This is a genomic window from Paracoccus sp. JM45, from assembly GCF_003590715.1.
GTDB lineage: Bacteria > Pseudomonadota > Alphaproteobacteria > Rhodobacterales > Rhodobacteraceae > Paracoccus.
In genome coordinates this window covers 267,914-290,294 of record NZ_QQVY01000002.1, presented here as the reverse complement: position 1 = coordinate 290,294, position 22,381 = coordinate 267,914, and the positions used below count along the sequence as shown (strand labels likewise).

Here is a 22,381-nt window from a genome sequence, read left to right as displayed (position 1 = left end):
CAAGCGTCCGAAAGGTTTTTGCCATGTATCGCCCGATTGCCACATCGACCATCGCCCTTGTTCTGGGTGCAAGCCCGCTGCTTGCCGATGTGACCCCAGCACAAGTCTGGGACAACCTGCGCGAAACCTATACGGAAATGGGCTATCAGATGCAGGTCGGTAACACGGATGAGGCAGGCGGTACCCTGACCGTCACCGACATTGTCCTGATGCCCCATGACAAAGACCACGACCTTAAGCTGACAGTGCCGAAAATTGTCCTGCAACAGACCGGCGGCGGTGATGTGCGTTCGGTGATCGAAGGGCAGATGGATCTGGAGATGCATGGCCAGACCGAGGATAAAGACCCCATCGGCTTTGCGATGAAGATCGACGCCCCCGGCAATGAAACCCTGACCACCGGCACCCCCGAGGCGATGAACCACAGCGTCAGCGCACCGCAGGTGACCATGGAAGGTCAGGGGCTGGACAAGGTGAACAAGACCCCCGTCGTGATCAAACTGACCGATCTGATGGCGCAGCAGGCGCAATCCGAAGGTGATAACGGCGCAACGGACCAGACCTTCGAAGGTTCGGTCGGATCAGCAGTTTTCCAGATTTCGGCATCAGGCCCCGCGGTCCAATATGACGAAACAACCGGCGAGCCTGTAAAGCCGGTTGATCCCGACGGCCCCAAGGACAGCTTCAAATCCGCCATCACCGTGAAGGACGTGACCTTTCAGGGAAACGGCAGTACCCCCGCGCAGGAAACCGATATGGCGTCCGACCCCTCGGGTGCGCTGCGGGCGGGTTATGCCGGACAGGCAAGCTTTGCCATGGGGGCATTGTCAGGCACGATCGACTCGCAAACAGCTGGCATGCCCGGTCAACAGCCCAGCAACACCTCGGGGTCTTTTGACGCCGCCAATGGCACTGTGACCATGTCGATGGATCAGGACCATCTAAGCTATGAGGGCAAGGCCGAGGATATGTCGGCAGAGATGGTTTCGGATGACCTGCCCTTCCCGATTTCCTATTCGGTGGCCGAAAACAGCTTCCGCATCCTGATGCCCGTCCTTGCTGCCGAAGAAGAACAATCCTTTGCCCTGACCTATGGCCTGAAGGATCTGATCCTCAGCGATGAAATCTGGCAGGCCATCGATCCGCAAAACACGCTGCCACATGATCCGGCCAGCCTGATGGTCGACCTTGAGGGGATGGCCGTCATGGTCAAGGATTTCTTCGCCCCCGATTTCAGCGAATCCGAAACAACGCCCCTGCTGCCACGCGCGCTGACCATCAAGGATGTGTCGCTGGACGCCGTGGGTGCGACGGCGGATGTGACGGGTGATCTGACCTTCGGCGATGATCCCAGCCAGCCGGTCGGCAAGATCAACGGCACCTTCACGGGTATTAACGGTCTGCTGGACAATGCCGTCGCCATGGGCCTTGCCCCCGAACAGCAGATGATGGGCATCCGCATGATGCTGGCGATGTTCGCACGCCCTGCCGAAGGCGACCCCGAAACCCTGACGACCGAGCTGGAATTCCGCAAAGGCGGCTCTATCTTTGCAAACGGCCAGCAGGTCAAGTAACCATCAGACAACGGGCCGCGGTCTTGATGGTCGCGGCCCCTGGCCATTTTTCGCAATATAGACGAGTGCTGCATGACCGCGACCCCTGCCAATCCCGACCGCCTGAAGTCTTTGGCCGAGGCGCTGATCAGCGCCGCGCAACGCGCTGGCGCAGATCAGGCCGATGCTTTGGCTGTCGATGGCCGATCGGTCGGGATCGATGTGCGCGGGGGCGTGCTGGAACAGGCGGAACGTGCCGAAAGCATCGACATCGGCCTGCGGGTGCTGATTGGCGGGCGTCAGGCGGCGGTATCATCGTCGGACCATTCAGATGAGGCCATTGCACAGATGGCCGCCCGTGCCGTCGCCATGGCGCGTGAAGCACCGGTCGATGATTATCTTGGCCTTGCCGACCCCGATCAGCTGGCAACCATCCGCAATGCCGACAGCCTGAAAATCTGCGATGACGCGCCCGAACCGGACCCCGCCTATCTGCAGAATATGGCCATGCGCGCCGAAGCGGCCGCCCTGTCGGTCAAGGGTATCAGCCAGATCGAAAGCGCCAATGCCAGCTACAGCCACCGGCGGATGTGGATGGCGGCCTCGAACGGATTTTCGGGTGGCTATGCGCGGACCGGCCATGTCCTGTCCACCGTCGCCATCACAGGCGAAGGTACGGGGATGGAGCGCGACTATGCTGGCGAATCCCGCGTTTACGCCGCCGATCTGCCCACCCCCGAGGAAATCGGCCTGCTGGCCGCCGAACGCACGCTGGCGCGGGCGGGTGCGAAAAAGCCGCCCACCGGTGCCTTTCCGATCCTGTTTGACCGCCGCGTGTCATCGTCGCTGATCGCGCATCTGTTGTCAGCAGTGAACGGATCGGCCATTGCCCGCGGGGCCAGCTGGCTGCGTAAGGACATGGGCGAACTGATCCTGCCCGAACATATGACCCTGTCCGAGGATCCCTTGCGCGTCGGATACCCCTCGTCCCGTCCGTTCGACGCCGAAGGGCTAGCAACGCGTCCGCGCAATATCGTCAGCAATGGCGTCTTGCAGGGCTGGACGCTGGATCTGGCCACAGGGCGCAAGCTGGGTATGGACAGCACGGCATCCGCAGCACGCGGGATGGCATCATCGCCGTCGCCCACCCACGGTAATGTCATCCTGACGCCCGGTGATGTCACGCAGGACCAGTTGATTTCGCAGATGGGGCGCGGGCTTGTCGTCACCTCGATGCTGGGGGCCTCGATTAACGGCACGACGGGTGATTATTCACGGGGCGCTGCGGGCTTCTGGGTTGAAAACGGCCAGATCACCCATGCCGTCAACGAATGCACCATTGCTGGCAACCTGCGTGACATGCTGATGACGCTGATTGCCGCCGATGACGCCCTGCCGTGGCGCGGCGTTCAGGTGCCCAGCCTGTTGGTGCAGGGGATGACCGTTGCAGGGGCCTGATGCCGATCTTGACCTGCTGACCCGCGCCGCCAAGGACGCGGGCGTCATTGCCATGAAATACTGGCGTCGCAACCCCGAGGTCTGGGACAAGGGCGGCGATGCAGGCCCTGTGACCGAAGCTGATCTGGCGGTCAATGACGCCATGTTGGAAATACTGGGCAGCGCCCGCCCTGATTACGGATGGCTGTCCGAGGAAAGCGAAAGCGACCCCGCCCGACTGGATGCCAGACATTGCTTTATCGTCGATCCGATTGATGGCACCCGTGTCTTTATCGACGGACAGGACGGCTTTTCCCATTCATTGGCCATTTCAGATGGTGCCCGCATTATCGCGGCGGTCGTTCACCTGCCGGTGCTGGATCTGACCTATACCGCCACCGCAAACGGTCCCGCCTTGCTGAATGGCCAGCCGATTTCACCCACCGATCCCGATATCGACGGGGCCAAGGTGCTGACCTATCGCGCCATTTCTGATGCCCAATACTGGCGCAGCGGCGTGATGCCGCCCTTCAAACGGGAATTCCGGTCATCGCTGGCATGGCGTTTGTCACTGGCAGCCGAGGGGCGCTTTGACGCCGCTTTGTCGCTGCGTGCGGCGTGGGAATGGGATATTGCTGCAGGCAGCCTGATTGCCGAACGGGCGGGGGCGCATGTCACCGACCGCCGTGGCAAGCCCATGCAATTCAACAGCCCCCGCGCACAGGTTGACGGATTGATCGTCGCAGGGCCAAAGCTGCATCGACAGCTGCAGGACACATTGGCCTGATAAAAAAGGGGACCGTTTCCGGCCCCCGCATTATCTTCAGAACAAAGGCGGCAGGTTGAACGGATCGCTTTGCGCGGGCTGTTTGGTGGCAATGGTCGCACCCGGCCCAGACAGGGTTGCAATCTGCTGGGCCAGAAGTGAAATCGCCTCGCTTGCGGCAGTGGCCGTTGCTTCGGGGGTTTGGGCTGCCATCGGCACACGGATGTCAAAGCTGCGCGCGTGGTTTGCACCGCTGCCATTCAGCCCGTCATCGGACACGAAATAACGACCCGACAGACGATAGGTGTTATCGGCCTGTGCAAGGGCACGTTCGACCCGAACCTCCAACACGCGGGCGGGGGGTTCGGCCAGTGGCCATGGTTCGCCGATGACCGTTGCGCCGGACACATCGCTGATGGCGCGTGCCAGCGTGGTGGTGAAAGAACGCGCAGGTGTGTCCGCCCAAAGGTTCTTCGGGTTCGACCGCACGGCACCATCCGCCGTCTGGAACGCGACTTCCTGATCGGACGCATATTCCGGCAGGGACACATCCTTGAGTTCGGCTGTGCCAAGGCGGTTGGCAACGCGCACATTCTGGGTGGGCGGATCGATCAGGAAACGACCGGTCTTTTCAGGATCGGAACATGCCCCCAGAAGAACAAGCCCTGACAGGGCGACCAGCGGCAGGCGAAGGGAAAGTCTCGTCATGTCTTATCGTCCCAGAATAAAGGCGCGGGGGTTGCGTTCGATCAGCCGCGCGACCGAGCCGAAAGAAGCCGAAGCGCGGCTAAGTTCGCGCAGGGCGCTGATCAGTTCGTTGTTAAAGGCCGACCGGCTGCCATAGCTGGCAAACAAAGTATCGGCCCGTGCTGCGGTGGTTTGCAGGCTTTGGATCAGCTGCGGAAGCTGTTGCACCGAACGGGCGATTTCATCGGCAGCGCTGCTGGCCGAATCCAGGGCGTTGTTCAGGCTGCCAGCCGCATTGCCGTCACGCAGATCGTTTAACAGACCACTGGCTGCTTCCAGCGTGTTGGACAGGTTGCGTGGCAGGGCTTCGGCATCGTCGCTGCCCAGCATGGCGCGCAAATCGGCAAGGATGCCTTCGACCTGAACGCTGACCTCGGCAAAGCCGAATTCCTCGACCGAGGCGGCGGCGACGTCGATCTGGTCGACCATTTCGGGAATATCGACCGCAGCATCGGTGATGGCTTTAAAGGCCGATGACGCCTCATCCAGCATGCGGGCGATGGTTTCGCCGCTATTGGCTTCACGCAGATCGCCGGTGATGCCGCTGATATCGGACAGTGCGACACTGCCATCCTCGATCGCCTTGCGTAGGGCGGTGGGGATCGCACGGGTGTCTTCGTTGCTGGCCAAAGCCGTTACGCTGTCCAAGGCATCGCGGGCCGAATTCAGCAATTCCTCGATCGGAAGGTTGCCGATGCGGTTCACAAGACCCTGCGCGCTGGCGGTGAAATCATCCAGATCACCCTCGACCGAGGGGATCAGCGGAACGGGTTCAGCCGTCGCATCGACTGTGGCAGGCTCCGCACCGGGGATCTGCACCAGTTCGACCATCAAGGACGTTCCCAAGAAACCTGCACTGGCCACGCGGGCGCGAAGGCTGCTTTCGGCGACTTCATTGGTCAGCAGGGCCAAGGCGTCTTCGGCTGTGGCATCATCAGGCAGACCCATCCGGCGCGGAGAAATTGCCATCGTCACCAGCTGCTTGACCTCGGCGTTGTCGGAATCATCGGTGGCGACATTGACCGCCAGTCCGGTGACCTGACCGATCCGCAGGCCCTTGAACTGGACATCAGCGCCTTTTTCCAGACCCTGCAGTGAATCGTCGATCAACATGCCGACCCGCAGGCGGTCGTTGTCATCGGTCGCGAACAAGGTGCTGCGGGCGCTGCTTTCATCGGCAAGGATCGGGTATTCATGCCCCGCCTCGATCGGGTTGCCACCGCTGACGATGGTATCAAAGGCAACGCCGCCCTGCAGAACCGACGACAGCGAATTCACGTTGAAGCTGATCCCTTGTGCCCCCAAAGACAGCGAAAACCCCGAAGTGTCCCAGAAGACGCTGGCTGTGGTCAGGCGGGCGTTATGGGGTGCTTCGATAAAGGCATCGGCCAGAACGCTGTCATCCTCCTCGGAGAGGCGGATGTTTTCGACGCGACCGACTTCGACACCGCGGAACAGGACAGGTGCGCCCTCGCTCATGCCGTCGGCGCTTGGCATGGACAGCTTGACCCATGTGCCCGCCTGATCGCCACGGACCAGCGGCGGACGCTGCAGGCCCGTAAATTCGGTCGCAGTCTGTTGCACGTCGGCGTCCCAATAGCCTTCGATAAAGGCCCCCGACAGGACGGTATCCAGACGGGTCACGCCCTGTGCGCTGACCTGTGGCCGTACGATCCAGAAAGACGCGTCGCTGTCGATATATTGGGCCACATCGCCGTCCACGCGCACTGACACAATGACCTTGGACAGATCATCGTTAAAGGCGACGCTTTCGACCTGACCTACGGTAATTTCACGAAAACGCAGGGTGGTGTCGCCGGGGGTGATCCCTGTGGCATCGGCAAATTCGATCTCGATCAGGCTGCCGCGGTCACGAAAGGAATTCCATGCGATGCCCAAAGTTACGATCAACGCGACAATGGGCACGATCCAGATGACGTTCACGCCCGCCTGGGCCGCACGCGCAGCGGTCTTTCGGACCGGACTTGCCGGTTTCAGGGGCTCTGGCTTGTCAGTCATCTATTTGCTGTCCTTGGCCGTCTTGGTGATTTCAGGGCGTATTAGCCGGTTCTTGATCGCAATGGCAGGCCACGCCAGATCAATCGCGCGTCAAAGCTTTGCGCGGAAAGCATTGTGAAGGCAACCGACAGCGCAAATGACGCTGCCGCAGGTCCGGGATGGACCGAGGCCATAAAGCCCAACTGGACCAGCGCCGACAGAATCGCGACGACAAAGACGTCGATCATCGACCACCGCCCGATGAATTCGACCACCTCGTAGATTTTCAGCCGCGTATGGGCCTGATCGACGGTGGCAGGGCGTCCCGCCACAATCGCCAGCCATGCGATGGCAATGAATTTCCCGACCGGCACAATGATCGAGGCAACAAATACGATGATCGCGATATCATAGCTGCCGTGATGCATCAGTTCGACCACGCCGCCAAGAATCGTGGATTCCGAATTGCCTGCAAGACCGGCAAATGTCTGCGTGCTCATCATCGGGAACAGGTTCGCAGGGATGTACATGATCAGTCCGGCAATCAGCCAGGCCCAGACCTTTTGCAGACTGCGGCGGTCCGGCGGGCTGAGATGCGTACCGCAGCGCAGGCATTTGGTATGGTCTTGCGGCCAAACGCGACCGCAGCTGTGGCATCCGGTAAGACCTGCGCGATGGGCGGTCATGACGGGACCGCTGTGTTCGGAAGGCGCGCTCATACCTTGACCCTTGTCTGTTTGGGTTCGAATTCGGTGGCTTGGCCCGCATCCTCGATCGCGTCCCAGATGCAGGTCTGGCACATGAAGGCTTTTGACGCGATATTGACGAAGATCAGGGCGCAGAACGCCCAGAAGGCCGGTCCCAGATGGACCGACGCCAGACCGGCGACCTTGACCAGAGCGACTGCCGTGCCGATCACGAAAATCTCGGCCATGGACCAGGGGCGCATCACTTCGGACCAGCGGAAGGCACGGGCCGCGTGGCGATAGGGCGCACGCCCCTTGGCCAGCGGTGCCAGCACATAGACCAACAGGAAGGCGCGGGTGATCGGCAGGCCGATGATCATGGCCAGAACTGCAATCACCAAGGGCAGCAGAACACCGTCAGCAAAGGCCAATGCGACGTCGAACAGGGAACTGGCGTTACCAAAGCCCATGGCCGACACCTGAAGAAAGGGAAAGAAGACAGCCCCCACCAGAAGCACCATCGAGGTAAAGGACAGCGCAATCAGCTGTGCGAACGCCCCCTCGCGCGGTTTTGCCAGAACCGTTCCACAACGGATACAGCGTGCGGTTTCCCCCAGCTCAAGATCTTCCTCGACATGCAGGGCGTCACAATTGGGGCAGGCCACCAGCCCGCGTCCTGTCGCCAGATCATAGCTTTGTTCGTTTTTCATAACCGCCAAGATAAACCACCACAGCGACGGCGCAAGCATGCCACGACAGCGCGGGTTAGAATTGACCGGTTAGTGACGCGATCCTGCCCGCGCAGCCGAGGTCAGGACGACTTTGCGGGTCTCGCCTGCATGCGGATGACTGCCCTGTGCCAGTTTAAAGGACATCGACAGACTGTAGCGATCTTCAAGATGTTGTGTTTCGACATTACCTTCCAACTGCATCGAGAATGCCTCGATCAACTGGCTGCCAAGACCCGTGCCGCGTTCCGCAGCACCGTCCCCAAGGGAATTGGCGATTTCCAGCACACCGATGCCCGGCTTGGGGGACGTCAGCGACACCTTGACCCATGCGCCTTCGCCATCAGGACCGCGTCCGGCATATTTCAGGGCATTGGTAAATGCCTCGGTCGCCAGCAGGGTCAGTGGCACGGCCTGATCAGGCAGCATGGTCAGCGGCTGGATATCGGCTGTCACCTTTAGATTGCGGCCCGAATCCTGTGACACATTCGCAAGCTGGCTGATGATATCGGTGATCAGACTGTCGGCATTGACCGCGTCCAGCTGTTCGGCCTGATACAGGTTGCGATAGATTGTCGCCAACGCCGCCACACGGTCCTGAACCGACCGCAGCACACGCTTGGCATCAGGATCGTCGATCAACCGGCTTTGCATATTGATAATCGAGGCGATCAGCTGAAGGTTATTCTTGACGCGGTGATGCACTTCTTTCAGCAGAACGGTTTTTTCAGCGACGGCTTTTTCCATCGCCTCTTCGTCGCGGATCAGGATGCGGGCCATATTGTGGAAAGTTTGACTGACATCGGCAATTTCTGTCGGGGCGTCCTGCAGGACGGGGGGTGCACTTTCACGGTTACCGATGGCAAAACGGCGCATTTGCCCGCGCAAAACGGTGATATGACGCAGTACAAGCCGGAAGACTGCGAAATAGGCCACCGCCAGCGAAACGATCCATAAGGCAGCGGGCAATAGCACGGCCCCGAAGCGTGACAATTGGAAAACACCTACGCCTGCGGTTTGCGGGCTCCAGCTGCCAAGGGCGTAGACAAGGCCCGGAATGACAGGGACAACGGTGAAAACGCGGGTTTCATTGCCGTTCGAGGTGGCACGGAATGTGGCCTCACCCTTGTCCAGCAGGCTGACAAGGTCCTGATCGCGGGGCAAAAGGTCGTTTGTATCTTCGGCAGCGATATCATCACCGTTCAGGACCGTTCCACGGCTGTTGAACGTCATGATCCGTGCGCCTTCGGTGCCGAAGTTCATCGAATGCGTAGAACGCAGCAATTCCTGCGTCAGGGAAAGCGAGACATATCCCAATAGTTCGCGATCACGATACAGCGGCTGCATCACGACCACGACGGCCTTGCCCGTGACAGCCCCGCGCCGGACCGACGTGACCCATGTCGAGGGCGACGCCAGAAATTCCTTATAGACGTTGTTGTTCGCCAGATCGAACCCTTCCAACGCGTCAGGGTCGGAACTGCATTGCATGAAACCGTTCACCGGAACGAAACCTGCGTGGGAATAAGTGCCGCTGCGCTGGACAAAATTTCGCAAAAGCTCGGCGCATTGTTCGGGCCGATCCATTGTTTCCAGAACGGCAGGCCCCAAGGCATCAGCAGAACCCAAGGCGCTTTGCAGCAAAGCCCGTTCACCCGAAGCCGCCGAAGCTGTCCGGCCTAACAGGGCAATTTCGGCGCTGCGTTCAGCCTCTTGTGACAGGTGCAGGTTCTGGACAAGCGAAATCAGGCCGATGGGCAGAATGGCAACCGACAGCAGCGCACCCAGACGAAACCCGAGGCGCCGCGTAAATTCCAACCGGTCCGTGATGCGCCTCAGCATGTCCCGCCCCTCAGCGAGAGCTGGAGTTGTTCTGAGCCATCACCGCAAGCGTTGCCTGATCGGTCATGTTCAGGTCTTCGCCCTGTTCCAGATGCAAAAGTTCCGCCAGTTTGCGGCGGCCACGGTTGGCGCGCGATTTGACTGTACCAACAGCAACGCCGGTCATATTGGCAGCTTCTTCGTAGGAAAAGCCCGAGGCGCCGACCAGAATCAAAGCTTCGCGCTGTTCGTCGGGCAGATTTTCGAAAGCTGCACGGAAATCGCGCATCGCAAGACGGCCATCATGGTCCGGACGGGTCGATTGGCGCGCGGCATGGATGCCGTCACTGTCGCTGACCTCGCGTTTGGTTTTGCGACGGGCGGAATAGAATGTGTTGCGCAAAATGGTAAACAGCCATGCACGCAGATTGGTGCCAGCCTGGAATTTATCCATATTTGTCCATGCCTTGACGATGGTGTCTTGCACCAGATCGTCGGCTGCCGCGCCTTCACGCGTCAAAGACAGGGCAAAGGCCCGCAAGGCCGGAAGATGGTCGACCAACTGATCGCGGGGATCGGGCAGGGCTGAATTCGTCATAAGAAGGGGACACCATGGGACAGGGATTCAGAGTGTGAAATAGCCTGGGATGTCGTCATCCCTGGTCCTTGAGCTTTTGTAAAAGCTCAAGAAATCTATCCGGAACGTCATTGGTGGCGTCCTGCTCGTAGACCCTCTTCAGGTTCTCGTCTATCTGTTTTTCCACAGCCGCTCTCCGACGGTCGTCTCGCTTTGGTGTCATATTAATGTTAGTCCCGACAAACTTGTGCGCACAGGTATGCAACCGATAGGGGGTCTAGATGGTTCCTTGCAATATACGAATTAAAAGGACTGTGTGATGACTGCAGCAGATCTGGCCCAATCCATTGGCAAACAGCTTCCATTCTTGCGGCGTTACGCGCGCGCATTGACCGGAAGCCAGAGTGCTGGTGACAATTATGCGGCCGCCACGCTCGAGGCTATTCTATCCGACCGGAGCGTGCTTGATGGTGAAGACGATCTGCGTATCGCGCTGTTCAAGACCTTCCATGCAATCTGGCAAAGTTCCGGCCAGCCCGTGGAAGAGGCTGATATGTCGGCCCGTGAACGTCGCGCACAAGACCACCTGCGTGGCCTGACGCCGAATTCACGTGAAGCATTGCTTTTGCGCACGATCGAGGAATTGCGGACCGATCAGATCGCCCGCGTGATGCAGATCGACACCGCCGAGGCAGAGGAACTGGTCCAGATCGCCCTGAACGAAATGGGCAGCACCCTGCGTGGCAAGGTCATGGTGATCGAGGACGAGATGATCATCGCGATGGACCTGAAAGGCATCGTACAGGCCATGGGCCATGAGGTTACAGGCGTCGCACGCACCCATACCGCAGCCATCGATCTGGCAGGCAAACAGCGTCCCGACCTGATTCTGGCAGATATTCAGCTGGCGGACGGATCGTCGGGCGTGGACGCTGTCAACGAATTGCTGGGCAGCATGGGCGACATTCCGGTGATCTTCATCACCGCATTCCCCGAACGCCTGCTGACGGGCGACCGTCCGGAACCGGCTTTCCTGATTTCCAAACCTTACAGCGAGGAACAGGTCCGTTCGGCAGTCAGCCAAGCCATGTTCTTTGCCTCGACCGAAGGGTTGCAGGCATAAGCCCAGCACCATGTTATGATCAATAAGGCGCCCCTCGGGGCGCCTTTTTTTGCTATTTCTGTGCTACTGCTTCGACAAAACCCTTCCGCGCCTCGCGTGCTTTACGCAGACGGCGGCGGCGGGCCAGTTCGACATTGATCAAGGCCCCCAGCAGCACTGAAAACCCCGCCAGATACAGCCACATCAACAGGGCGACCACCGTACCGATAGACCCATAGATGCGGTTATAGCTGTTGAAACTGCCAAGATAGGCCGAAAAGGCAATTGATCCTGCCGCCCACAGCAAGGCCGCAGCCAAGGCCCCCCATGTGAAAATCGGCGTCCGTGGCGTTTTGACGTTGGGACCATAGCGGTACAACACGCCAATTGTCAGGATCACCAGCAGGAACATTCCTGCCCAAGGCAGCGCCGTCACCATGATCGACCGGACCGGCGCGATGACGAAAAAATTCAGGAAAATCGGGATAATTACGATGGTTGCCAATCCGGCCAGCGATATCCCCACAATGACCAGCGTCAGCCCATAGGCCAGCACGAAACCGAATATCGTCGAATGTGCCCTGACCCCATAGGCCGCATTCAGACCCCGGATCAGCGCGTCGACCCCTGCACGCGCAGCGATCGTCGCGATCATGAAGGACAGAAACGAGGTCCAGCCCACCGATGTCTGCCCGTTAGATGTCAAAGAATTCACCTGATCATCGACGATCGTCGAGGCTCCGTCAGGTAGAAACTCATGTGCAACGTTCAGATAGGTCAGAACGACGGCAGGATCGAACCACAGGCTCCATAAGGCGATAATGGCGGCAAGTCCGGGGAAAACTGCAAACATCCCATAGAAGGCGACGCCTGCTGCGATCAGGGTCATATGGGTCTGGTCCATCCGCTCGAAAATGGCACCCCAGAAACTGCCGATGTCCCTTAGCCAGCCAAACATGGTACCCCGTTTCCTGTTTTTGCCCGCAGTCTTATGGGGCAAGCCTGCCCCTTAGGCCGGATCGTACCGCGCCCAGACCGATTCCTCGCCCAGTTTGGCCACAAAGGCGGTATGTGCTGCCGCCTCGGCTTCGGTTAAACGACCGGGCAAGGGTTTTGGACGCGCGGCACGTGGACGCATCTGGCCGTCGACAGGGCTATCATCCTCGTTCTTGGCCTGCGCCAGTATCAGATCGGGCTGGCGACCGCCGATCAGTTCCAGATAGACCTCGGCCAGCAATTCACTGTCCAGCAAAGCTCCGTGCAGTTCACGATTCGAGTTGTCGACCCCGAAACGCCGGCACAAGGCATCCAGCGTCGCGGGCGAGCCGGGGAATTTTTCCCGCGCCAGCATCAGCGTATCCAGCGCCCTTTCATAGGGAATGACCGGAAAACCCGCGCGTTTCAGTTCGGCGTTCAGGAATTTCATATCGAAGCTGGCGTTATGAATAACCAGCTTGGCATCATCGGCAATAAAATCGACAAACCCTTGGGCAATAGCCGCGAACTTCGGCTTATCACTCAGGAATTCGTCACCCAGACCGTGAACATCAAAGGCCCCTTTGGGCATCGTGCGTTCGGGGTTGATATAGACATGGAAGGTTTTGCCGGTCGGCAGATGGTTGAACAGCTCTAACGCGCCGATTTCGACGATACGGTCGCCGTTTTCGGCGTCAAAACCGGTGGTTTCCGTGTCCAGAACGATCTCACGCATGGGGGATGACCTTTCCAAGAATGGCTTCAACAGCGTTTTTCGCGCCCTCTAACGTATCGGTCGGGATGATCCAATCGGCGCGGGCTCGTTTATCGGCATCGGGCATCTGGCGTGCAAGGATCATCGCAAAGGTGTCATCGGTCATTCCCGACCGTGCCCTGACACGCGCCCGCTGTGTCTGTTTATCGGTGGAAACCACTGCGATACCGTCCAGTTCCGGCGGCGATGCGCTTTCGAACAACAGCGGAATATCCAGAACCACCAAAGGCGCATCCGCATGCATGTCGATAAAATCCTGCCGGTCGCGGGCGACCAGCGGATGGACGATCCCCTCAAGCCGCGCCAGGGCCGAGGGATCTTGCGCCAAGACCTGTTTCAGCGCCGCGCGATCAATCAGCCCACCTGCCAAAGCTGTTGGGAACATCGCGGACACCGGCGCAACGGCGGCCCCCTGTTCGGCATAAAGCCGGTGGACGGCTTCATCCGCATCCCAGACGGGGTGTCCCAGATCGCGGAACATCTGCGCGGTTGTCGATTTTCCCATGCCGATGCTGCCGGTGAGGCCCAGACGATAGGTCATTCCAACATGATCCGGCGGGCTTCGTCATCGACATCGGGGCGACGCCCGAACCAGCGTTCGAAACCGGGGGCTGCCTGATGCAGCAACATGCCAAGACCATCGACGATGCGGCATCCGCGGGCCTCGGCCTCGGTCAGGAAAGGGGTCATCAGCGGGATATAGACCAGATCGGTGACCAATGTGCCCGGCGACAGCGCATCCATTGGCACCCGCAGCGGCTGTTTTCCCTTCATTCCAAGCGATGTTGCATTGACGACGGTTGTCGCCCCTTCCAGCATATTGCCGACCTGCGCCCAGTCATAAACGACCAGTCTTGCGCCGAATTCCGCCTTGATCTGTTCGGCCCGCAAGCGCGTCCGGTTCGAGATCCGCAGTTCCTTCACGCCACTGTCCAGAAGCGAGGCAACCACGGCCCGCGCCGCCCCACCGGCACCGATCACCGCCGCAGGGCCGGCATCGGGCTGCCAATCGGGGGCTTTCTGTCGGATATTTGCAATGAAGCCGTATCCATCGGTGTTATCGGCATGGATCTTCCCGTCGGACCGGAAAATCAATGTATTTGCCGCGCCGATTAACGCGGCACGGTCTGTGACGGTATCGGCAAGGGTCAGAACCGCCTCTTTATGGGGGATCGTCACGTTCGCTCCGACAAAACCGGCACGCGGCAGAACGCGCAGAACCTCGGCCAGATGTTCCGGCATGACAGGGATGGGCACATAATGCCCCGCCAATCCGTATCGGGACAGCCAATGTCCGTGAAGTCGCGGTGACTGGGAATAGGCGATCGGCATCCCGATAACCCCCGCAAGCGGGGCATGGATGATCGGATTGGCTGGCATATCGTCGGTCATGGGGGACTTTGTTGTTCGCGGTTCATGGTGTCCGTCAGACTATGGCCCAAATCACGCCGGAAAAAGATCAAAGAATACACAAGATTTGTCCCTGTGGCCGTGAAGGCGCGCAAGCGCTTCACGCATTCACCGTGAACCCTGTGGACAGATTGCGGGGGGAATCGGTCCGGCACTTGGTGGCAAGTCGGTCAAGCCCTGTCGGTGGCTGATTTTCGCCCTGAAACAAAGGACGAACACACCCCTGTCATCCACAAGTGCATAACTTGATTTCGCAAAACACCGAATCTGTGGGCGAATCTGTCGCCAAATCATTATCCTCAAAATTATCCACACAAGATAACTTTGTTTACAAAAGATTTTCTTTTCACAGGATTAATTTTCAACACATTTATCCACAGCTTTTGATTCTGGGGATTTGCCAGTGAAGAACACAGAAATCCTCCTATCCACAGCCCCTACTTCAACAACATTCCTTTTCTCTTTTCTTTTATTTAAGTGAGAAGGAGAGAGGTGCGCATGTTCGACTGGCTTTTGATAATCTATCCCTATGTGAAGGCGTTTCACGTCATGTCCGTCATTTCCTGGATGGCAGGCGTGTTCTATTTGCCCAGATTATTCGTCTATCACGCAGAACGTGGTGCGAATCCGGCGGAACCGGCGTCCAGTTTCGTCATCATGGAGGACAAATTGCTGCGTCTGATCATGAATCCGGCGATGGTTGCGACATGGATCAGCGGTTTGACCTTGGTGATGACGCCGGGAATCATCGATTGGTCACTGACCTGGCCCTGGGTGAAGGCCGGATGCGTCTTGGGAATGACCTGGTTTCACATGTGGTGTGCCCGTGAACGCCGGAATTTGGCCGTTCAAAAGGCGAAATCAGGCAGGAATTACAGGATGATGAACGAATTACCGACGTTTTTGATGGTCGGGATCGTTCTGGCGGTTATCGTCAAGTTCTGATCGTAAAGATTGACTCGTGGCGGGGGGCGGATTAAATGCCCCGCAACCCTGACCGTCCGGTGCAGGATTCCCAGAACACTTTTTCTTCGCCGTCCGACATATTGGACGGCCGAAAGTATGCGCCAATATGACCGAAGAACGCCTCAATCTTTCCGATCTGAAAGCCAAAAGCCCGGCTGATCTGCTGTCTATGGCAGAGGAATGGGAAATCGAGAACGCTTCGACCATGCGTAAGGGCGAGATGATGTTCTCGATCCTGAAAGAGCATGCCGAAGAGGGCTGGGATATCGGCGGCGAAGGCGTTCTGGAGGTTGTTCAGGACGGGTTCGGCTTTTTGCGGTCGACCGAGGCAAACTATCTGCCCGGACCGGATGATATTTACGTCAGTCCCGACATGATTCGTCAGCATTCGCTGCGGACCGGCGACTCGGTCGAGGGCGTGATTCGTGCGCCTGGTGATAACGAGCGCTATTTTGCACTGACGAAAGTCGAACAGATCAACTTCGAGGCGCCTGAAAAGGCCCGCCACAAGGTGGCTTTCGACAATTTGACGCCGCTTTACCCGAATGACCGTTTGACGATGGAAATCGAGGATCCGACGATCAAGGACCGCAGTGCGCGGATCATCGATCTGGTTGCCCCGATCGGTAAGGGCCAGCGGTCGTTGATCGTGGCGCCGCCGCGGACCGGTAAAACCGTTTTGCTGCAGAATATTGCCAATTCGATCGAAAAGAATCACCCCGAGTGCTATCTGATCGTCTTGTTGATCGACGAACGCCCCGAGGAAGTCACCGACATGCAGCGCAGTGTGCGCGGCGAGGTCGTTTCCTCGACCTTCGATGAACCGGCCAGCCGCCACGTTGCAGTCTCGGAAATGGTGATCGAGAAGGCCAAGCGTTTGGTCGAGCATAAACGAGATGTCGTCATCTTGCTTGATTCGATCACAAGACTTGGTAGGGCGTTCAACACCGTTGTGCCAAGTTCCGGCAAAGTGTTGACCGGTGGTGTCGACGCAAATGCCTTGCAGCGTCCAAAACGGTTCTTCGGTGCTGCTCGTAACATTGAAGAAGGCGGCAGCCTGACGATTATCGCAACTGCATTGATCGATACCGGTTCGCGGATGGACGAAGTGATCTTTGAGGAATTCAAAGGCACAGGCAACAGCGAGATCGTTCTGGATCGCAAAGTTGCCGATAAACGCGTTTTCCCGGCGATGGATATCCTTAAATCGGGCACGCGTAAGGAAGAACTGCTGGTCAATGCCAAGGATTTGCAGAAGACTTACCTTCTACGCCGAATCCTGAACCCGATGGGCACCACCGATGCTGTCGAGTTCCTGATTTCAAAACTGAAGCAAACCAAAAGCAATTCAGAGTTCTTCGATTCGATGAACGCCTGACGAGGTTAGCTAATGGATCTGATTTTTGCCGAAGCCACCCCGCCCGGGCGGGGGGGAGTTTCTGTAATTCGACTGAGCGGCGATGGTGCCCGGTCGACTGCAGAGGCATTGGTTGGATCCATGCCAAATCCCCGACATGCCTATTTCCGCAATCTGTTTGACGAAAATGAAGTCGTGGATCAGGTCCTGGCCATGTGGTTCGCCGCAGGAAGCAGCTTTACTGGTGAAGAAGTTGCCGAGTTGCACCTTCATGGCGCCCCGGTCATCTCTAAACGAGTTTCGGCGATTTTGCTGGCAGCTGGTGTTCGCTTTGCTGAAGCGGGAGAATTTACACGCCGTGCTTTTTTGAACGGCCGGATGGATCTTTCAGAAATCGAGGGGCTTGGCGATCTTCTGGCCGCCGAAACCGAGGCCCAACGTAAACTTGCCATGCGTTCAATTGGCGGCGAGCTATCGCAAAAATCCGAGGAATGGCGGGCTTGGTTAATAGAGGCCGGCGCATTCGTCGAAGTGAGTGTCGACTTTGCTGATGAAGAAGTTCCGGACGATGTTCCGGATGCAGTCTATTCGCTGCTTGAAAATTTAAGACAGTCTATAGAACAAGAAATTCACGGATTTAGCGGCGCAGAACGGATCAGACAGGGTTTTGAAGTGGCTATTGTTGGCCCGCCAAACGCTGGAAAATCAAGTCTTTTGAACAGGATAGCAAAGCGGGATGTTGCTATCGTTTCGACAGTTGCCGGTACAACCCGCGATGTCATTGAATTACGAATGGATCTTCAAGGACTGCCTGTTACCATTCTGGATACCGCAGGATTGCGAACTTCCAATGACGAGGTTGAGGTCGTCGGTATCGAACGTGCAAAATCGAGGGCGGTTGCGGCGGATCTTCGAATACATCTTTCGGAAGACGGTTTTGCGGTGGATGACCTATATGTCGAGGGAGACATCGTTGCAAAAAGTAAAAGTGATCTTCACAAATCGAACCAGCAACTAGAATTGTCATCCATGACCGGCGAGGGTGTCGATAGTTTGCTGACGCAGATTTTCGACATGTTATCTGTCCGCGTGGCCAATGCCGGTATCGTTAGTCACGAGCGTCAGCTAAACGAACTGCAATTGGCGCATGAGGCGCTGACAGACATCGACAATCTACCTGTCGAAATTCTTGCAGAACACCTACGCAAGGCCAATCACGCCTTGGATAGATTACTTGGACGAATCGATGCGGAAGACTATCTTGATAAGATATTCTCATCGTTTTGCATCGGGAAATAGGGATTGCTTCACGTGAAACATTACGACGTCATCGTGATTGGTGCAGGACATGCCGGGCTTGAGGCCGCTACGGCAGCCGCTCGTATGGGATCTTCCGTTGCGTTGATTACAATGCGTAAGGAAGATATTGGCACCCTGTCATGTAACCCGGCAATTGGTGGCCTTGGGAAAGGTCATCTGGTCCGAGAGGTTGATGCACTTGATGGCGTTATGGGACGTATTGCTGATAAGGCAGGTATACAGTTCCGCTTGTTAAACCGTCGTAAAGGTCCGGCAGTGCAGGGGCCGCGGGCGCAAATGGACCGCGCAATATACCGTGCGGAAGCTTGGAAATTAATAAGCACATATCCAAGGCTGGATTTGATATTTGCTGAAGTATCGGAATTCCTAGGCGATTTTTCGAATGTGACCGGCGTTAGACTGACTGATAGGTCAGAAATCACGTCTTCTGCGACAATTTTAACAACTGGAACATTCCTGAACGGCGTTATTCATATCGGCGACGTCTCCCAACCATCCGGGCGTTGGGGTGATAATGCATCAAATGATCTGGCCGTATCACTGGCAAAATTCAATTTGCCACTCTCACGATTGAAGACAGGTACACCTCCTCGTTTGGATGGCCGCACTATTGCTTGGGATAGGCTTGAAATGCAGCCAGGCGACGAAGAACCTGTAGTTTTTTCGTATATGAATCACGAGCCATCAGCGCGTCAGATTTCGTGCGGGATTACCCATACCAATTCTGAAACTCATGAGATTATCAGGAAGAACTTGGGCCGTTCTGCGATGTACGGTGGCCATATTGCCGGTCGTGGGCCGCGATATTGCCCATCAATCGAGGATAAAGTCGTCAGATTTGCGGACAAAACTTCCCATCAGATATTTCTTGAGCCTGAAGGGCTAGATGACCATACGGTCTATCCAAATGGTATCTCGACCTCGCTTCCGGCAGATGTTCAAGAAGCATATGTTCGTTCGATCGCAGGGTTGGAGAATGCGGTCATTTTACAGCCGGGCTATGCGGTTGAGTATGATTTTGTGGATCCGACCAGTCTGGACAAAACTTTGTCAGTCAAATCTATTTCAAGTCTGTTTTTGGCGGGTCAGATCAACGGGACCACAGGATATGAAGAAGCAGCGGGGCAGGGACTTGCGGCCGGTTTAAATGCTGCCCTACATGCTCAGGATAAAGAACCTTTGGTTTTTAGCCGGGCAGACAGTTATATCGGTGTAATGATTGATGATCTTGTTTCGAAGGGTGTTACAGAACCCTATCGTATGTTCACATCGCGTGCAGAATTCAGGTTAAGCCTACGCGCGGATAACGCGGATCAACGACTTACAGCTCTTGGTCTTTCAATCGGATGCATAACCCCCGAGCGAGAGGCTTCATTTAGCAAACGGCAAGACGCATACCTAACGTCAAGAACTATGTTCGACGCTATGAAGTTCTCGCCAAACGAATTGTCGAAAGCTGGGTTTAAAGTTCGGTTGGACGGACAAATGCGATCCGTTTTTACACTCCTTGGAATGGTAGATATCGAATTTGATAAGCTAGTCGATTTGGTCCCGCAACTTGGCGAGGTTTCACGTGAAACACTTCATCAACTTCGGAATGATGCTTTATATGCACAATATAGCGATCGTCAGAGCAAGGATGCCGCTGCTATTAGAGCGAATGAAAAGACCAGATTAAGTAACGATCTTGATTATACTCAGCTTGGTGGACTTTCAGGCGAACTTGTAAAAAAACTGTCCGAAACCCGTCCAGACACACTTGCTGATGCTGCTAAGATTGAGGGAATGACGCCTGCTGCCTTGACGCTTCTTATAGCTGCAGGAAAAATGCATATGCGTAAAACAGCATGAGCAACGTTTCACGTGAAACACATGATCTTCTGGATCAGTATGTGAACCTTGTCACCCTATGGAACCCAAAGATTAATTTGGTCGCGCCCTCGACCTTGGTAGATTTTCGCAATCGTCATATTGAAGACTGCCTTCAACTGACCGAGATTATGGAAACGCCAAATGGTCATTGGGTCGATATTGGCAGCGGGGGTGGGTTGCCCGGATTGGTTATTGCAATAGCTTTTCGTAAGGCGCAGCTAAAATTAACGCTTGTGGAAAGCGATAAGCGCAAGTGTGAATTTCTGCGAACTGTCATACGTGAGCTTGGTCTTAAAAATGTTTCTATACTCCCTCAACGTATTGAAAGTATTAGCCCCCTAAACGCGGATTATATGTCTGCGCGGGCACTTGCGGCCTTACCCAAGCTTCTTGGTTATATCTCGTGGCATCTTTCATCAGACGGTATTGCTTGGTTAATGAAAGGGCGAAAGTGGCAAGAAGAACTGGTCGCGGCGGAAGAAACTTGGCAGTTTAAATCAGAACAGTTTCCAAGTAAAACCGACTCAGAGGCTGCAATTTTGAAGATATCCGGAGTGTCGCATGCGTGAGCAGCAGATCGTCGCAATCGCAAATCAGAAAGGCGGCGTGGGGAAAACCACAACCGCGGTTAATCTTGCCGCAGCCTTGGCGCAATCCGGACGTCCTACGATATTGGTTGATCTAGACCCTCAGGGGAACGCTTCGACCGGATTAGGTATATCGACAGATCAACGTGAGTATACGGTTTATGATCTTTTGACCGGCGATGCTGGTCTGCTGCAAGCTGCGGTTGATACCGATATTCAGAATCTAAGTGTCGTGCCAGCAACATCGGATCTGGCATCCGCAGATGTTGAACTGTCGCAAACGCCGGATCGGACGCGCTTGCTGACGAAACAGCTTTCATTGGCGCCTGCTGGCACCATTGTCCTGATCGACTGCCCGCCGGCGCTTGGACTTCTAACGGTAAACGCTATGGTTGCTGCAACAAGCGTTCTGGTCCCACTTCAAGCTGAATTCTATGCTTTGGAAGGACTTTCCCAGCTTTTAGGTACGGTAAAACAGGTACGGCAAGGCGCGAATCCTGCACTGCGGATTAATGGAATTCTTCTGACCATGTCCGACTATCGAAACAACCTGTCTCAGCAGGTGGAAGCTGATGCCCGCGAAACTCTGGGTGATTTGGTTTATCCGACCGTGATCCCACGCAATGTGCGGGTATCCGAAGCGCCGTCCCATGCCCAACCTGTTCTGACCTATGATCCGCAATCCAAGGGAAGCGTAGCATATCGCCAGTTCGCAAAGGAATTCTGTGACAGGCTTAATCTTGTGACGGAGGATGCATGATGTCTGACAGCAAAATAGCAAAACGGGGTTTGGGTCGCGGACTTTCAGCGTTGATGGCGGATATGGATCTGGCTGTTGTACCAGCAGATACGTCAACGGGCGGTTCAAAAGATCAAATCGTTGTTCCAATTGAACAAATTACTGCGAATCCGGATCAGCCCCGTCGTACGTTCGACCCCGATGCGCTGCAAGAACTATCCGCCTCGCTCAAACAGCGTGGAGTTCTTCAGCCGTTGATTGTTCGGCCCCATCCGAACGATGACGGCATTTATCAGATTGTTGCGGGGGAACGTCGCTGGCGCGCAGCGCAGATGGCGCAGTTGCACGAGCTTCCGGTGATTATCCGCCAGATGTCAGATACCGAGGTTCTGGAAGTCGCGATTATCGAGAATATTCAACGTGCGGACCTAAATGCGATCGAAGAGGCGGCATCGTTCCGGCAGTTGATGGACCGTTTTGGTCATACGCAGGAACGTTTAGCAGAAGCGTTGAACAAAAGCCGCAGCCATATTGCGAACTTGCTACGTTTGCTGAACCTGCCTGATCAGGTTCAGGATCTGGTCAAGGATGGCAAATTGAGTGCCGGGCATGCACGGGCTTTGATTACGGTTCCAAATGCTCAGCAACTGGCACGAAAAGTCATCGAAAAAGGACTTTCGGTTCGGGATACCGAAGAAATGGTACGTAAACTGTCCCAGCCCGAGAAAAATCAGCAGCGTAAGTCAGCCAAAAATACCGATAAAGATGCGGATACCTGGGCCTTGGAAGGTGACTTATCGGCCAATCTAAAAATGAATGTCCAGATTAATGATAAAGGTTCAAGTGGTGGCGAACTGGTAATTTCCTACAAGGATCTGGATCAACTGGACCGGCTTTGCCAACTTTTGGGCGGTCAATCCTGATACGTTATATGGTGTTTACCAGCGAACAACTCACCAAATAAG

General features: G+C 56.3%; 22 protein-coding genes. 11 read left to right on the top strand and 11 right to left on the bottom strand.

Annotated features, from left to right (window positions below; genetic code table 11):
- Window positions 1–23: 23 nt before the first annotated feature.
- From DWB67_RS05115 to DWB67_RS05105, 3 genes are all read left to right on the top strand, one after another.
- Window positions 24–1,574 carry a DUF2125 domain-containing protein gene (locus tag DWB67_RS05115; protein WP_182911494.1) on the top strand — a complete coding sequence of 517 codons (1,551 nt, stop codon included), beginning with the start codon at window positions 24–26 and terminating at the stop codon, window positions 1,572–1,574.
- A 72-nt stretch (window positions 1,575–1,646) separates the two neighbouring features.
- A complete protein-coding gene (locus DWB67_RS05110; RefSeq protein WP_119806433.1) occupies window positions 1,647–3,011 on the top strand; it encodes a TldD/PmbA family protein in 1,365 nt (454 codons plus the stop codon).
- The gene (locus tag DWB67_RS05105; protein ID WP_119806432.1) at window positions 2,998–3,777 is read left to right on the top strand and encodes a 3'(2'),5'-bisphosphate nucleotidase CysQ; all 780 of its coding nucleotides are present in this window, start codon (window positions 2,998–3,000) and stop codon (window positions 3,775–3,777) included. The genes DWB67_RS05110 and DWB67_RS05105 overlap by 14 nt, the downstream gene beginning before the upstream one ends.
- 36 nt (window positions 3,778–3,813) lie before the next feature.
- On the opposite strand, the gene DWB67_RS05100 is transcribed toward DWB67_RS05105, so the two are convergent.
- The 7 genes from DWB67_RS05100 to DWB67_RS05070 form a co-directional block, all read right to left on the bottom strand.
- Window positions 3,814–4,464, bottom strand: a complete 651-nt coding sequence (locus DWB67_RS05100; RefSeq protein WP_119806431.1) for a membrane integrity-associated transporter subunit PqiC — start codon at window positions 4,462–4,464, stop codon at window positions 3,814–3,816.
- A gap of 3 nt (window positions 4,465–4,467) precedes the next feature.
- Complete coding sequence (locus DWB67_RS05095; RefSeq protein WP_119806430.1) at window positions 4,468–6,522, bottom strand: intermembrane transport protein PqiB; 2,055 nt, start codon at window positions 6,520–6,522, stop codon at window positions 4,468–4,470.
- Between the two features lie 41 nt (window positions 6,523–6,563).
- On the bottom strand, window positions 6,564–7,220 hold the full coding sequence (locus tag DWB67_RS05090; RefSeq protein ID WP_119806429.1) for a paraquat-inducible protein A: 657 nt from the start codon (window positions 7,218–7,220) through the stop codon (window positions 6,564–6,566).
- Window positions 7,217–7,897: a paraquat-inducible protein A gene (locus DWB67_RS05085; protein ID WP_119806542.1), complete on the bottom strand. Its 681-nt coding sequence runs from the start codon at window positions 7,895–7,897 to the stop codon at window positions 7,217–7,219. The genes DWB67_RS05090 and DWB67_RS05085 overlap by 4 nt, the downstream gene beginning before the upstream one ends.
- Before the next feature lie 69 nt (window positions 7,898–7,966).
- Window positions 7,967–9,757, bottom strand: a complete 1,791-nt coding sequence (locus tag DWB67_RS05080) for a sensor histidine kinase (protein WP_119806428.1) — start codon at window positions 9,755–9,757, stop codon at window positions 7,967–7,969.
- 10 nt (window positions 9,758–9,767) lie between these two features.
- Window positions 9,768–10,334, bottom strand: a complete 567-nt coding sequence (locus tag DWB67_RS05075) for an RNA polymerase sigma factor (RefSeq protein WP_119806427.1) — start codon at window positions 10,332–10,334, stop codon at window positions 9,768–9,770.
- 55 nt (window positions 10,335–10,389) lie between these two features.
- A complete protein-coding gene (locus DWB67_RS05070) occupies window positions 10,390–10,536 on the bottom strand; it encodes a NepR family anti-sigma factor (RefSeq protein ID WP_119806541.1) in 147 nt (48 codons plus the stop codon).
- Window positions 10,537–10,632: 96 nt separating this feature from the next.
- Here DWB67_RS05070 and DWB67_RS05065 point away from each other — a divergent pair, with 96 nt between their 5' ends.
- Window positions 10,633–11,436: a response regulator gene (locus DWB67_RS05065; RefSeq protein WP_119806426.1), complete on the top strand. Its 804-nt coding sequence runs from the start codon at window positions 10,633–10,635 to the stop codon at window positions 11,434–11,436.
- 52 nt (window positions 11,437–11,488) lie between these two features.
- Here the strand turns inward: DWB67_RS05065 and DWB67_RS05060 are convergent, their stop codons facing one another.
- Genes DWB67_RS05060 through DWB67_RS05045 form a run of 4 tightly spaced genes read right to left on the bottom strand, consistent with a single transcriptional unit; the run spans window position 11,489 to window position 14,545 of the window.
- Window positions 11,489–12,373, bottom strand: coding sequence for a YihY/virulence factor BrkB family protein (locus DWB67_RS05060; RefSeq protein WP_119806425.1), 885 nt, complete (start codon window positions 12,371–12,373; stop codon window positions 11,489–11,491).
- 51 nt (window positions 12,374–12,424) lie between these two features.
- Window positions 12,425–13,126, bottom strand: a complete 702-nt coding sequence (gene dnaQ / locus DWB67_RS05055) for a DNA polymerase III subunit epsilon (RefSeq protein ID WP_119806424.1) — start codon at window positions 13,124–13,126, stop codon at window positions 12,425–12,427.
- The gene (coaE, locus tag DWB67_RS05050) at window positions 13,119–13,706 is read right to left on the bottom strand and encodes a dephospho-CoA kinase (RefSeq protein ID WP_119806423.1); all 588 of its coding nucleotides are present in this window, start codon (window positions 13,704–13,706) and stop codon (window positions 13,119–13,121) included. The genes dnaQ and coaE overlap by 8 nt, the downstream gene beginning before the upstream one ends.
- Window positions 13,703–14,545, bottom strand: a complete 843-nt coding sequence (locus DWB67_RS05045; RefSeq protein WP_119806540.1) for a shikimate dehydrogenase — start codon at window positions 14,543–14,545, stop codon at window positions 13,703–13,705. The genes coaE and DWB67_RS05045 overlap by 4 nt, the downstream gene beginning before the upstream one ends.
- Before the next feature lie 528 nt (window positions 14,546–15,073).
- On the opposite strand from DWB67_RS05045, the gene DWB67_RS05040 reads away from it, so the two are divergent.
- The 7 genes from DWB67_RS05040 (at window position 15,074) to DWB67_RS05010 (ending at window position 22,339) form a co-directional block, all read left to right on the top strand.
- Window positions 15,074–15,520 carry a CopD family protein gene (locus DWB67_RS05040; protein ID WP_119806422.1) on the top strand — a complete coding sequence of 149 codons (447 nt, stop codon included), beginning with the start codon at window positions 15,074–15,076 and terminating at the stop codon, window positions 15,518–15,520.
- Between the two features lie 127 nt (window positions 15,521–15,647).
- Entirely contained in the window at window positions 15,648–16,919 is a 1,272-nt protein-coding gene (rho, locus tag DWB67_RS05035) for a transcription termination factor Rho (protein ID WP_119806421.1), read from the top strand.
- 12 nt (window positions 16,920–16,931) lie between these two features.
- Window positions 16,932–18,197, top strand: coding sequence for a tRNA uridine-5-carboxymethylaminomethyl(34) synthesis GTPase MnmE (gene mnmE / locus DWB67_RS05030; protein ID WP_119806420.1), 1,266 nt, complete (start codon window positions 16,932–16,934; stop codon window positions 18,195–18,197).
- A 12-nt stretch (window positions 18,198–18,209) separates the two neighbouring features.
- On the top strand, window positions 18,210–20,069 hold the full coding sequence (gene mnmG, locus DWB67_RS05025; protein ID WP_119806419.1) for a tRNA uridine-5-carboxymethylaminomethyl(34) synthesis enzyme MnmG: 1,860 nt from the start codon (window positions 18,210–18,212) through the stop codon (window positions 20,067–20,069).
- Complete coding sequence (gene rsmG / locus DWB67_RS05020) at window positions 20,066–20,659, top strand: 16S rRNA (guanine(527)-N(7))-methyltransferase RsmG (protein WP_119806418.1); 594 nt, start codon at window positions 20,066–20,068, stop codon at window positions 20,657–20,659. Before mnmG ends, rsmG begins: the two co-directional genes overlap by 4 nt.
- The gene (locus DWB67_RS05015; RefSeq protein WP_119806417.1) at window positions 20,652–21,437 is read left to right on the top strand and encodes a ParA family protein; all 786 of its coding nucleotides are present in this window, start codon (window positions 20,652–20,654) and stop codon (window positions 21,435–21,437) included. The genes rsmG and DWB67_RS05015 overlap by 8 nt, the downstream gene beginning before the upstream one ends.
- Complete coding sequence (locus tag DWB67_RS05010; protein ID WP_119806539.1) at window positions 21,437–22,339, top strand: ParB/RepB/Spo0J family partition protein; 903 nt, start codon at window positions 21,437–21,439, stop codon at window positions 22,337–22,339. Before DWB67_RS05015 ends, DWB67_RS05010 begins: the two co-directional genes overlap by 1 nt.
- Window positions 22,340–22,381: the final 42 nt, after the last annotated feature.

Coding starts and splice junctions, on each gene's coding strand:
- DWB67_RS05115 (WP_182911494.1), top strand. CDS start 24: ATGTATCGCCCGATTGCCACATCGACCATCGCCCTTGTTCTGGGTGCA.
- DWB67_RS05110 (WP_119806433.1), top strand. CDS start 1,647: ATGACCGCGACCCCTGCCAATCCCGACCGCCTGAAGTCTTTGGCCGAG.
- DWB67_RS05100 (WP_119806431.1), bottom strand. CDS start 4,464: ATGACGAGACTTTCCCTTCGCCTGCCGCTGGTCGCCCTGTCAGGGCTT.
- DWB67_RS05095 (WP_119806430.1), bottom strand. CDS start 6,522: ATGACTGACAAGCCAGAGCCCCTGAAACCGGCAAGTCCGGTCCGAAAG.
- DWB67_RS05090 (WP_119806429.1), bottom strand. CDS start 7,220: ATGAGCGCGCCTTCCGAACACAGCGGTCCCGTCATGACCGCCCATCGC.
- DWB67_RS05085 (WP_119806542.1), bottom strand. CDS start 7,897: ATGAAAAACGAACAAAGCTATGATCTGGCGACAGGACGCGGGCTGGTG.
- DWB67_RS05080 (WP_119806428.1), bottom strand. CDS start 9,757: ATGCTGAGGCGCATCACGGACCGGTTGGAATTTACGCGGCGCCTCGGG.
- DWB67_RS05075 (WP_119806427.1), bottom strand. CDS start 10,334: ATGACGAATTCAGCCCTGCCCGATCCCCGCGATCAGTTGGTCGACCAT.
- DWB67_RS05070 (WP_119806541.1), bottom strand. CDS start 10,536: ATGACACCAAAGCGAGACGACCGTCGGAGAGCGGCTGTGGAAAAACAG.
- DWB67_RS05065 (WP_119806426.1), top strand. CDS start 10,633: ATGACTGCAGCAGATCTGGCCCAATCCATTGGCAAACAGCTTCCATTC.
- DWB67_RS05060 (WP_119806425.1), bottom strand. CDS start 12,373: ATGTTTGGCTGGCTAAGGGACATCGGCAGTTTCTGGGGTGCCATTTTC.
- dnaQ (WP_119806424.1), bottom strand. CDS start 13,126: ATGCGTGAGATCGTTCTGGACACGGAAACCACCGGTTTTGACGCCGAA.
- coaE (WP_119806423.1), bottom strand. CDS start 13,706: ATGACCTATCGTCTGGGCCTCACCGGCAGCATCGGCATGGGAAAATCG.
- DWB67_RS05045 (WP_119806540.1), bottom strand. CDS start 14,545: ATGCCAGCCAATCCGATCATCCATGCCCCGCTTGCGGGGGTTATCGGG.
- DWB67_RS05040 (WP_119806422.1), top strand. CDS start 15,074: ATGTTCGACTGGCTTTTGATAATCTATCCCTATGTGAAGGCGTTTCAC.
- rho (WP_119806421.1), top strand. CDS start 15,648: ATGACCGAAGAACGCCTCAATCTTTCCGATCTGAAAGCCAAAAGCCCG.
- mnmE (WP_119806420.1), top strand. CDS start 16,932: ATGGATCTGATTTTTGCCGAAGCCACCCCGCCCGGGCGGGGGGGAGTT.
- rsmG (WP_119806418.1), top strand. CDS start 20,066: ATGAGCAACGTTTCACGTGAAACACATGATCTTCTGGATCAGTATGTG.
- DWB67_RS05015 (WP_119806417.1), top strand. CDS start 20,652: ATGCGTGAGCAGCAGATCGTCGCAATCGCAAATCAGAAAGGCGGCGTG.
- DWB67_RS05010 (WP_119806539.1), top strand. CDS start 21,437: ATGTCTGACAGCAAAATAGCAAAACGGGGTTTGGGTCGCGGACTTTCA.